Source organism: Edwardsiella tarda ATCC 15947 = NBRC 105688 (assembly GCF_003113495.2).
In the GTDB taxonomy this organism is placed as follows: Bacteria; Pseudomonadota; Gammaproteobacteria; order Enterobacterales; family Enterobacteriaceae; genus Edwardsiella; species Edwardsiella tarda.
The window spans coordinates 3,476,313-3,492,709 of record NZ_CP084506.1; the positions used below are offsets into that span (position 1 = coordinate 3,476,313).

General features: G+C 57.6%; 14 protein-coding genes. 5 read left to right on the plus strand and 9 right to left on the minus strand.

Translation table 11 applies throughout. The annotated features are described in order from the left end of the window. Positions 1-38 precede the first annotated feature (38 nt). A complete protein-coding gene (gene ilvY, locus DCL27_RS16095; protein ID WP_005290129.1) occupies positions 39-938 on the plus strand; it encodes an HTH-type transcriptional activator IlvY in 900 nt (299 codons plus the stop codon). A 31-nt stretch (positions 939-969) separates the two neighbouring features. Here the strand turns inward: ilvY and ilvA are convergent, their stop codons facing one another. The 7 genes from ilvA to DCL27_RS16130 all read right to left on the minus strand — a co-directional run bounded on the left by ilvA (position 970) and on the right by DCL27_RS16130 (position 9,003). After that, entirely contained in the window at positions 970-2,514 is a 1,545-nt protein-coding gene (ilvA, locus tag DCL27_RS16100) for a threonine ammonia-lyase, biosynthetic (protein ID WP_035597574.1), read from the minus strand. Next, positions 2,514-4,367: a dihydroxy-acid dehydratase gene (ilvD, locus tag DCL27_RS16105; RefSeq protein ID WP_035597577.1), complete on the minus strand. Its 1,854-nt coding sequence runs from the start codon at positions 4,365-4,367 to the stop codon at positions 2,514-2,516. Before ilvD ends, ilvA begins: the two co-directional genes overlap by 1 nt. Positions 4,368-4,484: 117 nt before the next feature. Continuing rightward, positions 4,485-5,414, minus strand: coding sequence for a branched-chain amino acid transaminase (locus tag DCL27_RS16110; protein WP_005290114.1), 930 nt, complete (start codon positions 5,412-5,414; stop codon positions 4,485-4,487). A 49-nt stretch (positions 5,415-5,463) separates the two neighbouring features. Continuing rightward, positions 5,464-5,754, minus strand: a complete 291-nt coding sequence (gene ilvM, locus DCL27_RS16115; RefSeq protein WP_005290111.1) for an acetolactate synthase 2 small subunit — start codon at positions 5,752-5,754, stop codon at positions 5,464-5,466. Next, positions 5,751-7,400, minus strand: coding sequence for an acetolactate synthase 2 catalytic subunit (gene ilvG / locus DCL27_RS16120; RefSeq protein ID WP_035597580.1), 1,650 nt, complete (start codon positions 7,398-7,400; stop codon positions 5,751-5,753). Before ilvG ends, ilvM begins: the two co-directional genes overlap by 4 nt. Positions 7,401-7,539: 139 nt before the next feature. Further along, positions 7,540-7,638: an ilv operon leader peptide gene (gene ilvL, locus DCL27_RS16125; RefSeq protein ID WP_071526333.1), complete on the minus strand. Its 99-nt coding sequence runs from the start codon at positions 7,636-7,638 to the stop codon at positions 7,540-7,542. Between the two features lie 150 nt (positions 7,639-7,788). After that, complete coding sequence (locus DCL27_RS16130; RefSeq protein WP_035597583.1) at positions 7,789-9,003, minus strand: MFS transporter; 1,215 nt, start codon at positions 9,001-9,003, stop codon at positions 7,789-7,791. Between the two features lie 288 nt (positions 9,004-9,291). Between DCL27_RS16130 and DCL27_RS16135 the strand changes: the two genes are divergently transcribed. Next, entirely contained in the window at positions 9,292-10,812 is a 1,521-nt protein-coding gene (locus DCL27_RS16135) for a YifB family Mg chelatase-like AAA ATPase (protein WP_035597586.1), read from the plus strand. Between the two features lie 65 nt (positions 10,813-10,877). Here DCL27_RS16135 and tdh read toward each other — a convergent pair whose 3' ends face one another. Beyond that, positions 10,878-11,903 (minus strand): L-threonine 3-dehydrogenase, encoded by a 1,026-nt coding sequence (tdh, locus tag DCL27_RS16140; protein ID WP_035597589.1) that lies wholly within the window; start codon positions 11,901-11,903, stop codon positions 10,878-10,880. A 9-nt stretch (positions 11,904-11,912) separates the two neighbouring features. Beyond that, positions 11,913-13,109, minus strand: a complete 1,197-nt coding sequence (locus DCL27_RS16145) for a glycine C-acetyltransferase (RefSeq protein WP_005290100.1) — start codon at positions 13,107-13,109, stop codon at positions 11,913-11,915. A gap of 306 nt (positions 13,110-13,415) precedes the next feature. Between DCL27_RS16145 and rfaD the strand changes: the two genes are divergently transcribed. From rfaD to rfaC, 3 genes are read left to right on the plus strand one after another with little or no spacing between them, the layout of a single operon-like run. Next, positions 13,416-14,345 carry an ADP-glyceromanno-heptose 6-epimerase gene (gene rfaD / locus DCL27_RS16150; protein ID WP_035597592.1) on the plus strand — a complete coding sequence of 310 codons (930 nt, stop codon included), beginning with the start codon at positions 13,416-13,418 and terminating at the stop codon, positions 14,343-14,345. Positions 14,346-14,368: 23 nt separating this feature from the next. Further along, positions 14,369-15,445: an ADP-heptose--LPS heptosyltransferase RfaF gene (gene rfaF / locus DCL27_RS16155; protein WP_035597595.1), complete on the plus strand. Its 1,077-nt coding sequence runs from the start codon at positions 14,369-14,371 to the stop codon at positions 15,443-15,445. Next, the gene (rfaC, locus tag DCL27_RS16160; RefSeq protein ID WP_005297088.1) at positions 15,433-16,395 is read left to right on the plus strand and encodes a lipopolysaccharide heptosyltransferase RfaC; all 963 of its coding nucleotides are present in this window, start codon (positions 15,433-15,435) and stop codon (positions 16,393-16,395) included. Before rfaF ends, rfaC begins: the two co-directional genes overlap by 13 nt. The last annotated feature ends 2 nt before the right edge of the window (positions 16,396-16,397 follow it).

Sequence of the window (16,397 nt, forward strand, 5' to 3'; positions counted from 1 at the left end):
TTATTGCATTTTTTGCAATGAAATCGCCGAGGACAACCATGGATATCCGCGATCTCAAATTATTTCTGCAACTGGCCGATAGCCGTCACTTCGCCCGTACCGCCGCGACGATGCACGTCAGTCCCTCGACGCTGTCACGCCAGATACAACGTCTGGAGGAAGAGCTGGGACAACCGCTGTTGTTGCGCGATAACCGTGATGTCCGCCTGACGGCGGCCGGGGAGCAACTGCAAGACTTTGCCCGTCAGACCCTGCTGCACTACCGCCAGCTACGCAGCGGACTCGATCGTCACGGTCTCGCCTTGAGTGGCGAGCTGCATCTGTTCTGCTCGGTCACCGCCGCCTACAGCCATTTTCCACCGATCCTCGACCGTTTTCGCGCCCATCACCCTCAGGTCGATATCCGCCTGACTACCGGTGATGCCGCCGACGCCGTCGATAAGGTGCAAGGCGGCGCGGCAGATCTGGCTATTGCCGGGCGGCCACAAACGCTACCCAATAGCCTGGCGTTCTACCCCATCGGCGAGATCCCACTGCGTCTTATCGCACCCGCGTTGCCCTGCCCGGTACGCGACGATGTACAATGCACGCAGCCCGACTGGGCGCAGATTCCGTTTATCCTGCCGCAACATGGCCCGGCGCGGCAGCGCATCGATCAATGGTTTCGCCGCCGACGCATCCATACCCCGCGCATCTACGCTACGGTGGCCGGTCACGAGGCCATTGTCTCCATGGTCGCCCTGGGCTGCGGCATCGCCCTGCTACCCGAGGTGGTGATCGCTAACAGCCCGGAGAGCATGCGTGCGCGCATCATCACGCTAGAGAATCGCGTCGCCATCGATCCCTTCGAGCTGGGCGTCTGTGTGCAACACAAACGCCTACGCGAACCGCCGATCGCCGCCTTCTGGTCATTGCTGGCCGAGACGGCGAGCCGCTGAACGCCACCGAGACACTAGACTGGAACGCCACCTAGCCTTGCAAGAAGAAACGAAAGGCCGGATTAGCGCTCTCGTCGTGGCACTCGTAGCCTAATTCCATGAGACGCGCCGCGAAGCTGGCGTCACGGTCCGAGCACTCGAAGGCCGCCAATACCCGTCCGAAGTCGGTGCCGTGGCTACGATAGTGAAACAGCGAGATATTCCAGTGGGTGCCCAGAGTTTGCAGAAACTTGAGCAACGCACCCGGTGCCTCGGGGAACTCGAAGCTGTAGAGCCGCTCCTGCAACGGTTTACTCGGCCGGCCGCCAACCATATAGCGCACATGCAGCTTGGCCATCTCATCATCGGAGAGATCCATCACCTGGTAACCGCCGCCGCGCAGTGAAGCCACGATCTCCTCGCGCTCGCGTTGGCCGTTGGTCAATCGCACCCCGACAAAGATGCAGGCCTGATCGGCATCGGCATAGCGGTAGTTGAACTCGGTCACCGCGCGCCCGCCCAATAACTGGCAGAAGGCCAAGAAGCTCCCCTTACGCTCGGGGATGGTCACCGCCAGCAAGGCCTCACGCTGCTCGCCTAACTCACAGCGCTCGGAGACATAGCGCAGGCCGTGAAAGTTCAGATTGGCACCAGACAGCACATGAGCCAGGTGCTCGCCACGAATAGCGTGACGCTGGACATACTGCTTCAGGCCAGCCAACGCCAACGCACCGGAGGGTTCCGCTACCGCCCTGACATCCTCAAACAGATCCTTCACCGCGGCACAAATCGCGTCGCTATCCACCGTGATCACATCATCCAAGTAGCGCTGACACAGGCGGAATGTCTCATCACCGATACGCTTCACCGCCACGCCTTCGGCGAATAGGCCAACCCGTTCCAGCTCGACCGGTCGACCCGCATCCAATGCCGCTCGTAGGCAAGCAGAATCACGCGCCTCCACACCGATCACCTGCACTTGCGGCATCAGCTGTTTAATCAGCACCGCCACCCCGGCAGCCAGTCCCCCGCCGCCCACCGGAACGAAGATGCGGTCAAGGTGGGCATCCTGCTGCAGTAGCTCAAGCGCCAGCGTGCCCTGGCCAGCGATCACCGCCGGATGGTCGAAGGGGGGAATAAAGGTCAGTCCACTCTCCTGCGCTAACTGCAGCGCATGCGCCTTAGCCTCGTCAAAGTTGGCACCGTGTAACACCACTCGGCCACCAAAACCACGCACCGCATCCACCTTGATATCCGCCGTCGCCCGCGGCATGACGATGGTAGCCGCCATGCCCAATTTGGCCGCCGACAGCGCCACCCCCTGGGCATGATTCCCGGCCGATGCGGTGATCACCCCGCGTTCACGCTGCGCCGCGCTCAACCCGGCGATCATCGCGTAGGCACCGCGTAACTTGAAGCTATGCACCGGCTGGCGATCTTCGCGCTTCACGAGAATGTGGTTATCCAGGCGGGCAGAGAGTTTTTCCATCGCCTGCAGTGGTGTCACCTGTGCCACCTCATACACCGGGGCGCGCAGCACCGCACGGAGATACTCGGCGCCATCCGGTGCCGAGGATAGCGGTTGTGTCTCACTCATCAGTACTCTCCCAGTTTGCTTCGATCACGTACTGCGCCGCGATCGGCGCTCGTCGCTAGGCTGGCATAAGCGCGTAAGGCCAGAGAGACAGGACGCTGGCGGCTACGCGGCGTCCAGGCTCGATCACCACGCGCCAGCTCCTGCTGACGCCGCTGCGCCAGCTCGCTTTCGGGGATCGCGAGGCGAATATGACGCGCCGGAATATCGATCTCGATCAGATCACCGTCGCAGACTAAGGCGATGGCACCGCCGCTGGCCGCCTCTGGTGAGACATGGCCGATCGACAATCCCGAGGTTCCGCCGGAGAAACGCCCGTCGGTGATCAGGGCACACTGTTTACCCAATCCCATCGACTTCAGATAAGAGGTGGGATAGAGCATCTCCTGCATCCCCGGCCCCCCCTTCGGGCCCTCATAGCGGATCACCACCACATCACCGGCCTGGATCTGACTACCGAGGATTGCCTCAACCGCCGCCTCTTGGCTTTCGAAGACCCGTGCCGGGCCACGGAAGAGCAGACTGTCATCGTCGACCCCGGCGGTCTTAACGATGCAACCATCCGGCGCCAGATTACCCGCCAAGACTGCCAACCCACCATCCTGGCTATAGGCAAACTCCCGAGTCCGAATACACCCCGTCTGGCGATCACGGTCCAGCGTCTCCCAACGGCATGACTGGCCGAAGGGTTCAGTCGTCCGCAGTCCGGCGGGACCGGCGCGATACAAGCGTTGTACCGCCTCATCCTCACTGCGCATGATGTCATAACGCGCCAGCGTCTCTGTCAGATCCAATCCCAACACGTTGACGACACCGCGATTCAAGAGCCCTGCCCGCTCCAACTCACCGAGGATCCCCATCACCCCGCCGGCGCGGTGAACATCCTCCATGTGGTAACGCTGGGTGCTGGGCGCGACCTTGCACAGATGGGGAACCTGACGCGACAGACGATCGATATCCGCCAGGGTGAAGTCGGCCTCGGCCTCTTGAGCCGCCGCCAGCAAATGCAGCACCGTATTGGTCGATCCGCCCATGGCGATATCCAGCGTCATGGCATTCTCGAAGGCTGCCTTGTTGGCGATACTACGCGGCAATACCGAGGCATCATCGTGCTCATAATAACGCCGCGTTAATGCGACGATTCGCTGCCCGGCCTCCTCAAACAATGTCCGGCGATCGGCATGGGTTGCCAGCAGGGAACCATTGCCCGGTAGCGCTAATCCTAAGGCCTCCATCAGGCAGTTCATCGAGTTGGCGGTAAACATCCCGGAACAGGATCCGCACGTCGGACAGGCGGCACGTTCAATCTGCGCGCTCTCCTCATCGCTCACCTGGGGATTCGCGCCCTGGATCATGGCATCGACCAAATCTAACTTGATCAGTTGATCCGAGAGACGCGTCTTACCCGCCTCCATCGGCCCACCAGAGACGAAGATCACCGGAATATTCAGGCGCAACGCCGCCATCATCATCCCCGGCGTGATCTTGTCGCAGTTTGAGATACAGACCATGGCGTCAGCGCAGTGGGCGTTGACCATATACTCCACCGAATCGGCGATCAGCTCGCGCGAGGGGAGTGAATAGAGCATGCCACCATGCCCCATGGCGATACCATCATCCACCGCGATGGTATTAAACTCCTTGGCCACGCCACCAGCCGCCTCGATCTGTGTGGCCACCAGCCGCCCGAGATCGCGCAGATGCACATGACCCGGCACAAACTGGGTGAACGAGTTCACCACCGCGATAATCGGCTTACCAAAATCCGCATCGGTCATCCCGGTCGCGCGCCACAACGCGCGGGCACCGGCCATATTGCGGCCATGGGTGGTAGTCGCTGAACGATACTTAGCCATGCACAATTCACTCCCAGTGTTGCCCGCATCCGGCGGGCAAAGATCAATCCATGGGCGCGCACTCACTCGGCGCCCTACCTGTCTATCGGGTTTACCTCATCCGGCCTCACGCCGGGTTTAGGAGTTGACCGCGTCCAACCAGCCGAAACGATCCTCGGTTTGGCCGTTGAACAGGCCGAAGAAAGCTTGCTGTACCCGCTTGGTAATCGGGCCACAACGTCCGATCCCCACCTGAATGCCATCGACACTACGCACCGGGGTGATCTCTGCCGCCGTTCCCGACATAAAGATCTCATCGGCCAGGTATAGCGCCTCGCGCGACAGCACCTGCTCACGAACCTCCAGCCCCTGCGCCTTGGCCAGGGTGATGATGGCGTCACGGGTGATCCCCGGTAAGGCCGCCGACGTAAACGGCGGGGTAAAAATCACGCCGTTTTTGACCACAAACAGATTTTCGCCCGCCCCTTCGGAAACGTAACCGTGAACATCCAGCGCGATCCCCTCCTGATAACCATGACGACGCGCCTCTGAGCCTACCAACAATGAAGAGAGGTAGTTGCCACCCGCCTTGGCGGCGGTCGGAATGGTATTCGGTGCCGCACGATGCCAAGAGGAGACCATCGCATCGATACCCTGATCTAACGCCTCCTCACCCAGATAAGCCCCCCAAGGGAAGGCGGCGATGATGACATCCGTCTGATAGCCATCCGGGGGATTCACTCCCATGCCCACATCGCCGATAAAGACCAACGGGCGAATATAGGCGCTGGTCAGTTGATTACGGCGTAAGGTCTCTCGGCAGGCAGCCATCAACTCATCGACACTGTAGGCGAGCGGCATACGATAGATGCGTGCCGAGTCGTGTAAACGCTGCATATGTTCCCGATGGCGGAAGACGGCTGGACCGCGATGCGTGTCATAACAACGTACCCCCTCAAAGACCGAAGTACCGTAATGCAACGCGTGAGACATCACATGAACCCGGGCCTCGCCCCAGGGCACCATTTCGCCGTTAAACCAGATGTAATCCGCTTTCTTGGTGGTCATTGTGCTATTCCTTGTGGCGACCTGCGCCTGATGTAATAAGGGGGATAACTCAGCCTAACGCCTGACGACAAGGCATCATGGGCCGGGGAGCGAGGGCGCGCACCTCAACCTGTGCCACATCCAGCAATTTGCTCAACTGAGACGACAGCAGGCTGACGGGACGAGCGCTGGCAACGGTCAGCTCAATATTGACGCTGTCGCACTCGCCATCTTGGGCCATATGCATGGCACAGATCTCAAAACCGCGGTGGCGAACCACACGCAGCACGCGTTCTAAGATCTCCGGACGACGACGCGCCTGGATCGCCAGATAGTGTTGGGATGAAGGGTTCTGCATCATGATACGCTCTCCAGCATGGATTCATTGCCAGCGCCCGGCGGCACCAGCGGCCAGACATTTTCGAATTCATCGATAGTGACCTGTAACAGGTACGGACCCGGTGTCGTCAGCAAGGCCTCCAGCGCATCCGCGACCTGCGCCTTACGGCTGATACGTTGCCCGGGAATGCCAAACGCCTGTGCCAGGGTGAGAAAATCGGGGTTATCAGAGAGATCGGTTTCGCTGTAGCGCGCATCGAAGAACAGTTGCTGCCACTGGCGCACCATTCCCAGCCGCTGGTTATCCAGCAAGACGATCTTCAGCGGCAACTGTGCCCGCTTGATGGTGCCCAACTCCTGCACATTCATCATGAATGAACCATCGCCAGAAACGCAGATCACACAATCGTCAGGACGAGCCATCTGCGCACCGACGGCGGCAGGAATACCGAATCCCATCGTGCCCAGTCCGCTGGAGGTGATGAAGTCGTGCGGCTGCGCGAAACGCATATGTTGAGCGCTCCACATCTGGTGTTGGCCCACATCGGTGGTCACCACCGCCCGTGCTGGCTTACGCTCGGAGAGCTGGCGTAAAAACAAGGGGGCATAAATGGCCTCGCCTGGGTGATCGTAACGCCAGACGTGTTGCGCCTTTAATTGTGCGACGTGTTGCAGCCAGGGGGCGATGGAAAGCGGCATCGTCAACGCCGACAGGAGCGGCGTCAACTCGCCACACAGGGTTACGTGCGCCTGACGCAGCTTATTCAACTCTGCCGGATCGATGTCCAGGTGGATCACACGGGCCTGTGGCGCAAAGGCATTCAAGCGTCCAGTGACGCGATCGTCGAAGCGGGCTCCGACGGCCAACAACAGATCGCACTGCTGCACCGCTAAATTAGCCGCCTTACTACCGTGCATGCCCAGCATCCCCAGATAGCCGGGATGCGCATCGTCTGCCGCGCCCAATCCCTTCAGCGTCGCCGCCACGGGCAAGCCACTACATGCGACCAATGCCCGTAACGCAGGGACCGCATTGGCCATCCCCACACCGCCTCCCACATATAACACCGGGCGCTGGGCGGCGGCCAATAGCGCGCGCGCTTGTGCGACCTCTTCCGACGGACACGCATCCGGTATCACATCGACGCTGCGTAATGACGCAGCAGGCTCGCCCTGCGCCAGTTGAATATCCTTGGGAATATCGATTAACACCGGGCCCGGGCGCCCCTGGGTGGCGATGGCAAACGCCTGCTCCATGATCTCGGGTAACTCGGCCAGTGACGTCACCATAAAGCTATGTTTGGTACATGCCAACGATAACCCCAGGACATCCATCTCCTGAAAAGCATCGGTACCGATCAAGCTCGAAGCAACCTGACCGGTAATCGCAACCAGCGGAACCGAATCCATCATGGCATCGGCCAAGCCAGTGATCAGATTGGTCGCGCCGGGGCCAGAGGTCGCGATACAAACACCGACACGGCCACTGGCTCGGGCATAACCGATCGCGGCCATCACCGCTCCTTGTTCATGTCGACACAGTAAGTGCGCCACGCCGCCATCGTACAGCGCATCGTATAACGGCATGATGGCACCACCGGGATAGCCAAATACCTGACTCACCCCTTGAGCACGCAACGCTTGTACTACCCACTGCGCTCCATTCATGATTAACTCTCCGATATAACCCTAAATCACAGAATTTTATTCTGAATCCTGACATCCCTGCCCGAACGGTTACAGCGTAAAAAAAAAGAGCCCCCGAACCGGATGGTGCGGGGGCTCTTTTTTGACTCAGGCCTGATTACTAAGCCTTTATTCGTCCAAGTGCAGCCCCGCACGGTGGAATAATAATCACCACCACGCTAATCACGACTAGGCTAATCACTTGGACAAGTAGGCTCATAAATAGTGAAATCTGTTGTTTCGTTACTCAGTGTTTAAACAGTTATCATAGAAGTTCACGCACTGACAACCTTTTTTTGTACACCGATTACGCCACTTCTGGCACAATTTTGAACAAACCGTTGAGTTATCAGTAGGTTCAAGATTAATTTTACTCGGAGCTTTTCTCCGCCATCGCTACCCCACGGGTATCTCGCCCGAAGGAGATCAGAATAGCGATAATCACGGCGACACTCCCCGCCGTAATCGCCATCGCCAACGCATAATTTTGCCCATGATGGGCGGCAATCGAAGCTTGAAGGGTCGCATTCACTGAGGCCAGAAGATTGCCCAATTGGTAGACAAAACCCGGTAAAACCGCTCGCGCACTCGCTGGCACCAGTTCATTCAGGTAGGTTGGGATAACGCCCCACGCACCCTGTACCATAAACTGCATCAGAAAGGCACCGATCCCCAACATCAGTGAACCGCCAGAGAAAGCCCACAACGGGATCACCGGCAATGCCAGTAAGGCAGCCAACATGATGGCACGCTTACGGCCGATACGCTCCGAGAGCGTACCGAAGAAAATCCCACCGGCGATAGAGGCGATATTGTAGCTAACCGCGATGATACTGATGACATTAGCCGAGAAACCATGCTGAACTTTGAGGAAAGTCGGATAGAGATCCTGCGTGCCGTGACTGAAGAAATTGAAGGCTGCCATCAACACGACCAGGTAAATACACAGCTTCCAGTTGTGTCGCAACACCGGCCATAACGGCATGCCACTCTGACGGTGCGCCTTCGCCGCTAGCCAGACCGGCGATTCCGGCACATAGAAGTAAATATAGGGCAACAACACGATCGGAATCGCGCCAATCACAAACATGCCGCGCCATCCTAACCACTGAGCGAATAACCCATAGATCACCGCCGCTAATAAATATCCAAAGGGATAACCCGCCTGAAAAATACCCGACATCAAGCCACGCGAGCGATCGGGTATCGTCTCCATGGTCAATGACGAGGCAACCCCCCAGATCCCCCCCATCGCCACGCCATACAGTACCCGCAACAACAGGAAAATCCTCAGCGATGGTGCCGCCGCCGACAACAATTCAAAGACTGAAAAACAGATGATATTCAACATCAGGATAGGACGACGCCCATACTTCTCAGCGGCTCGACCAAAGATCAACGCCCCAATCGGCCGCACGGCCAGCGTCAACAAGATGGCCAGCGTCACCTGCTCTACGTCGACATGGAAGGCGCTAGCGATGTCGCTTAATAGAAAAACCAAGATAAAAAAATCGAATGCATCCAGTGTCCAGCTTAAAAAACTGGCGATAGCAACGTGCCGTTGCTGGGGAGACCAAGCAAACATAATGTGTTTCCTTTCAGTAGGGTAGTGAGGTGATATCTGCTGTTGTCACACCCTGCGCCATGAATCATTGTCTATATTGTTGGCCGAGTGTCAGCTTTTTGTATTACTTTTGTTAAAGTAAGCGAGAGGGAGTGCCGAGTAAATCAGCAATGGGTTATTTTTGGTGTTGAAGTGTGAAAACTTGTTACGTTTACGTAACTCTTTTTGCGTAACGGTGCACAGCCTCACTGGATAGTCACACACAGCCGATCCCCTTGCGCCATGATAGGAGCGATAAGGAGAGTCACCATGACACTGGCCAGCGTATACACCCGTGCCGCCCTCGGCATGCAAGCACCCGAAGTCAGGATCGAGGCACATATCGGCAATGGATTGCCGGGTTTTACTCTGGTTGGCCTCCCAGAGACGGCGGTGCGTGAGGCAAAAGATCGTGTGCGTTGTGCCATCCTAAACAGCGGATTCCAGTTTCCGGCTAAGCGCATCACCCTCAACCTGGCTCCCGCCGACCTACCGAAGGAGGGTGGTCGTTACGATCTTCCCATGGCACTGGCCCTATTGCTCGCTGCAGGGCAACTCTCCAGCGTGCACGCCGAGCATCAATATGAGTTTATGGGTGAGCTCGCCCTCTCCGGTGAACTCCGCCCAGTACCCGGTATTCTACCGGCCGCACTGAGAGCCACACAGGCGGGACGAACCTTAATCGCCCCCAGTGGCAACGCCGGTGAGCTCGGGCTGTTGCCTGCACCGCGTCCCTTCATCGCCCCATCCCTACTTGCCGTCTGCGCCTTCCTCAGTGAAAACGCCACATTGGAAAGACCAGCGCGCTGTCTACCCAGTAACGACTATGCACAGCAGGGGGACATGGCTGATATCATCGGTCAAGCGCAGGCGCGGCGCGCCCTGGAGATCGCCGCCGCCGGAGGGCATAATCTGCTACTGCTTGGGCCACCGGGTACCGGTAAAACGATGCTGGCCTATCGCCTACCGGGGATCCTGCCACCGATGACCAGCGATGAGGCGTTAGCGCAGGCCGCCATCAGCAGCCTGGCATATCCAGGTTCGACGCAGACACGCTATGGCGTACGCCCCTTTCGCGCACCGCACCATAGCGCCTCGATGGCAGCGCTGATCGGCGGCGGATCCTTGCCGCGTCCTGGAGAGATCTCTCTGGCGCATCACGGCGTACTCTTCCTTGATGAATTAGCCGAGTTCGATCGACGTACCTTAGATGCACTGCGCGAGCCGTTAGAGTCAGGTGTTGTCCACCTCTCCCGTGCCCAGATCAAAGTCAGCTTTCCCGCCCGCGTACAATTGGTTGCGGCGATGAATCCCAGCAATGCGGGATTTGGGAGCAGTGCGGGAGGACGCACCACACCGAATCAGGTACTGCGCTACCTCTCTCGCCTTTCTGGGCCGCTGCTCGACCGCTTCGATCTCTCGATTGATGTCCCCCTATTACCCGCGGGAGTATTGGCCAGCCAACGAGCGACGGGCGAAGACAGTGCCACACTACGCCAACGCGTTACCGCTGTCCGTGATCGGCAGTATGCTCGCAGTGGTCAGTTGAATGCTCATCTCGAGGGCGCAGAGCGCGATCGTGTCTGCCGCCTGAGTACACACGATGCACAATTTCTAGAACAGGCCCTGACACGCCTCGGTTTATCGGTACGCGCTTGGCACCGGCTGCTCAAGGTCGCTCGTACACTCGCGGACATGGAGGGCGTCGAGACTATCGCCCAACGCCATCTGGCTGAAGCGCTGAGCTATCGCGCCGTCGATCGGCTCTTACAGACATTGCAACGGGGGTAATGGCCCACCGCCGCAAGTCGCAGACGGTGGGGAATACATGATGAAAAGGAGAAACTACACGGGACTCATGCCCAGTCGAGGATCACCTTGCCAGAGTGACCCGAGCGCATCGCGGCAAACCCTTGCTGAAAGTCGTCGATCGCGTAACGATGAGTAATGATCGGGGTTAGATCGAGACCCGATTGTAGCAACGCCGCCATCTTGTACCACGTTTCAAACATCTCCCGTCCATAGATCCCTTTGATCACCAGTCCCTTAAAGATCACCTGGTTCCAATCGATGGCCATATTGCCCGGTGGGATACCTAACATGGCGATCTTACCGCCATGGTTCATGGTCTCCAACATGGTACGGAAAGCCGCCGGCGCACCGGACATTTCTAGCCCCACATCGAAGCCCTCCGTCATGCCCAACTCCTGCATCACGTCCGCTAAGGCGTCGCGACTGACGTTAACTGCCCGCGTGACCCCCATTTTACGCGCCAAATCGAGGCGATAGTCATTCACGTCGGTGATCACCACATGACGCGCCCCCACATGACGGCACACCGCCGCCGCCATGATGCCGATCGGCCCCGCACCGGAGACCAAGACATCCTCGCCAACCAGGTCGAAAGAGAGCGCCGTATGCACCGCATTGCCGAAAGGATCGAAAATCGCCGCCAACTCGTCAGAGATATTGTCTGGAATTTTGAAAGCATTGAAGGCCGGGATCACCAGATACTCGGCGAATGCGCCCTGGCGATTGACACCGACCCCAATGGTATTACGGCACAGATGGGTGCGACCGGCACGGCAATTGCGACAGTGCCCACAGGTGATATGCCCCTCGCCAGAGACGCGATCGCCGATGCGAAAACCGCTAACCTCTTGGCCAACAGCGACCACTTCACCCACATACTCATGACCAACTACCATCGGTACCGGGATCGTCTTCTGCGACCAGTCATCCCAGTTATAGATATGCACATCGGTGCCACAGATCGCCGTCTTACGGATCTTGATCATGATGTCGTTATGCCCCAATTGCGGCAATGGGACATCGGTCATCCAGATACCTTCTTCCGCATATAATTTGGATAAAGCTTTCATCATGCCTCCTTAGGCGATCACGCCAAGTTGTTTACCGACACGAATAAAGGCGTCTACGGCCTGCTCGATCTGTGCTGGCGTATGCGCCGCCGACATTTGGGTACGGATACGCGCCTGCCCCTGCGGTACCACCGGATAGAAGAAACCCGTCACATAAATCCCTTCTTGTAATAGCAGGTCGGCGAAACGCTGTGCCAACTTAGCGTCCCCCAGCATCACCGGAATAATGGCATGATCGGCACCCGCTAAGGTAAAACCGGCTGCGGTCATCTTCTCACGGAACAGGCGGGCGTTATCCCACAGCCGAGCACGCAGCGCATCTCCCTGAGCTAAGAGGGTCAGCACCTGCATCGAGGCGGCAACGATCGAGGGAGCCAGTGAGTTAGAAAACAGATAGGGGCGTGAGCGTTGACGCAGCCATTCGACCACCTCTTTACGCGCGGCGGTGTAGCCGCCAGAGGCTCCCCCCAGCGCTTTACCCAAAGTGCCTGTGATAATATCGACTCGCCCCATCACTCCGCAGTATTCATGAGTACCGCGCCCGTGGGAGCCGACGAATCCAACCGCATGCGAGTCATCCACCATCACCAAGGCACCATACTCATCCGCCAGATCACAAATCGACTTCAGATCGGCGATCACGCCATCCATGGAGAACACCCCATCGGTGGCGATCAGGATATGGCGGGCGCCCTCGGCGCGAGCCTGCGTCAACCGCGATTTCAGTTCGGCCATATCGTTGTTTGCATAGCGATAGCGTCGTGCCTTACACAGACGCACGCCATCGATAATGGAGGCATGATTCAACGCATCGGAGATAATCGCATCCTCCGGCCCTAACAGGGTCTCAAATAAACCACCGTTAGCATCGAAGCAAGAGGAATAAAGGATGGCGTCTTCCATGCCTAAGAAGGTGGCAATTTGCTGCTCCAACGCCTTATGACTATCCTGAGTGCCACAGATAAAACGCACCGACGCCATACCGAAGCCATGACTGTCCATGCCCGCCTTAGCGGCAGCGATCAGCGCAGGGTGATTCGCTAACCCTAGGTAGTTATTGGCACAGAAGTTTAAGACATGGCTACCATCAGCCACGGCGATCTCCGCTTGTTGGGCTGAGGTAATGATGCGCTCATTCTTGTACAACCCGTCAGCTCGTGTCGTCTCGAGCTGCTGTGTAAGTTGCTGGTAAAAATCCGCAGACATGGGGTCTCTCCTGGGTTCGATATGCTAGCTTCCGCGTACGTAGCAGCATCTTACTGCTGAAACAGTATTGAAACGAGTTCGTAACTTCTATAATGGTAAAAATGCAGCATCTATCACGTCACGTGACGGGGCAAGCGAGAATAGGTCACAAAGTGATTCCGCTGACGGGACGTAATCCGTCTCCTTAACACGCTTTTTGCTTAACAAGCGTGCCCTCGGCGCTGATTGCCAAGCCATGAAATGTTATGATGGCACCATCTATCAGCGCTGCGCGCGCTCTCGTTAGCTCATTGAAAGGTAAACCTCATGATTATTGTCACTGGCGGCGCCGGCATGATCGGCAGCAACATCGTTAAGGCATTGAACGATAAAGGCTATACCGATATTCTGGTGGTGGATAACCTCAAGGATGGTACCAAGTTTGTTAACCTGGTCGACCTGGATATCACCGACTATATGGACAAAGAGGATTTCATTGCCGGGATCGTTGCGGGTGATGATTTCGGTGATATCGAAGCGGTATTCCATGAAGGCGCCTGCTCCTCCACCACCGAGTGGGATGGCAAGTATGTGATGGACAATAACTACCAGTACTCGAAAGAGCTGTTGCACTACTGCCTAGAGCGCCAGATCCCCTTCCTGTATGCCTCCTCTGCCGCCACCTACGGCATGACCGATAAGTTCGTGGAGGATCGCCGCTACGAGGGGCCGTTGAACGTCTACGGCTATTCTAAGTTTCTCTTCGACCAGTATGTGCGCCGCATCCTACCGCACGTCGAATCGCAGATCTGTGGCTTTCGCTATTTCAACGTTTATGGGCCACGTGAGGGCCACAAGGGCGGCATGGCGAGTGTCGCTTTCCATCTGAATACTCAGATCAATAATGGTGAAGAGCCGAAGCTATTCGAAGGCAGTGAAAACTTCCGCCGTGACTTCATCTATGTCGGCGACGTCGCAGACGTTAACCTGTGGTTCTGGGAGAACGGCGTCTCTGGGATCTTCAACTGTGGTACCGGCAACGCCGAATCCTTCCAGGCCGTCGCCGATGCCGTCGTTGATTATCACCAGAAGGGGAATGTGGTCTATATCCCCTTCCCAGATAAACTAAAGGGACATTATCAGGCCTTTACTCAGGCGGATACTACTCAGTTGCGCGCGGCCGGTTATACTCAACCGTTTAAAACCGTCGCCCAGGGTGTACGCGAATACATGGAATGGCTAAACCGTAAGCCCTAATAGCGTAAGGAATTTCTAACAGTATGAAAATACTGGTGATCGGACCGTCTTGGGTCGGTGATATGATGATGTCGCAGAGTCTATACCGTACCCTGAAGGCGGAGTACCCCGAGGCAGAAATCGATGTGATGGCACCCAACTGGTGCCGTCCGCTCCTTGAGCGCATGCCTGAGGTGCATGACGCGATCCCCATGCCTCTGGGGCATGGTAGCCTAGGGCTCGCTGAGCGCTACCGTCTGGGGCACCAACTGCGTGAGCGAGAATATGATCGCGCTTATGTGCTACCCAACTCATTCAAATCGGCATTGATTCCCTTCTTCGCTCGTATTCCTTTGCGTATCGGTTGGAAGGGAGAGATGCGTTATGGCCTCTTGAATGATCTGCGTCCACTCGATAAGTCGGCCTTTCCACGGATGGTCGAACGTTATGTAGCGCTGGCCTACCCCGCCACGCGCGTACGACGCGCCAGCGATCTACCCCAGCCCTTGCGCTATCCTGCTCTCCAGGTACGCGATGAAGAGATCGCCGAAACCGCCGCCGCCTTCAATCTGACCGATCATCGTCCAGTGATCGGCTTCTGCCCAGGCGCCGAATTTGGGCCAGCAAAACGCTGGCCTCACTATCACTATGCCGTACTCGCACAACGACTTATCACCCAGGGCTATCAGATCGCTCTGTTTGGCTCCGCCAAGGATCACTCGGCTGGTGAGGACATTCGCCAAGCGTTGGCGGAGGAGAGTCGCGAGTACTGTTTAAATCTGGCGGGACATACTACGCTAGACCAGGCCGTGACGCTGATCGCCGCCTGCCAAGCCATCGTCAGCAATGACTCTGGATTGATGCATGTTGCCGCGGCCCTTGATAAACCGCTAGTGGCACTCTATGGGCCCAGTAGCCCAGATTTCACGCCACCGTTGAGCCCACATGCCCAAGTGATCCGGCTGATCTCCGGCTATCATAAAGTCCGACGCGGGAAGGGCGAAACCGGCTACCACCAGAGCCTGATCGATATCACACCAGATCGCGTCGAACAAACGCTGCTCGCTTTGCTACGCGACGCCGCACAGGCAAATAGTGGGGAAGTCCAGTGCGCATCCTGATGGTAAAAACCTCCTCGATGGGAGATGTCATTCACACCTTGCCTGCGCTGACTGACGCTCAACGGGCGATCCCCGACTTACAGGTCGACTGGGTGGTCGAAGAGGGGTTTGCCCAAATTCCTAGCTGGCATGCGGCGGTCGAACGCGTGATCCCGGTCGCCATTCGACGCTGGCGCAAGGCGCCGTTCAGCGCCCAAACTCGTCATGAGTGGCGGACATTTAAGCACCTACTGCGTCAGGAACGCTACGATGCGATCATCGACGCCCAAGGCTTGCTAAAAAGCGCGCTGCTGGTCACGCGCCAAGCATACGGCATCAAACACGGCTTCGATCGCGCCAGTGCTCGCGAGCCACTGGCGAGCCTGTTTTATGATCGCCGTCATGCCGTTCCTCGTCAGCAACATGCCGTCGAGCGTACCCGCCAGCTCGTGGCACAAAGCCTAGGTTACTCGTTGCCGTCACCGCATGGTGACTATGCCATAGCCCAGCACTTTACTCAGCAACTACCCGGCGATGCCGGCCAGTATATGGTGTTTCTGCACGCCACGACCCGCGATGAAAAACATTGGCCGGAGACACACTGGCGAGCGCTGATCGCCTGGGTTGGCCAGCATACTTCGCAACGGATTAAGCTGCCATGGGGAGCAGAGCATGAGCGTCAGCGCGCCCTACGTCTGGCCGCCGGGTTTGCGCATGTCGAGGTACTGCCGAAGATGACTCTGGCCGAGGTAGCCAGCGTACTGGCCGGTGCCAGCCAAGTAGTCTCCGTCGATACCGGCCTCAGTCATCTGGCCGCCGCGCTGGATCGGCCGAATATCACGCTGTATGGCCCTACCGATCCGGGGCTGATCGGGGGTTATGGGATGGAGCAGGTATCGCTTATCTCGCCCAGCGGGCGCCTACAGGATTTAACCGCTGTGCGCGTGAGTCAACAAATCAAAATAAATTGAGA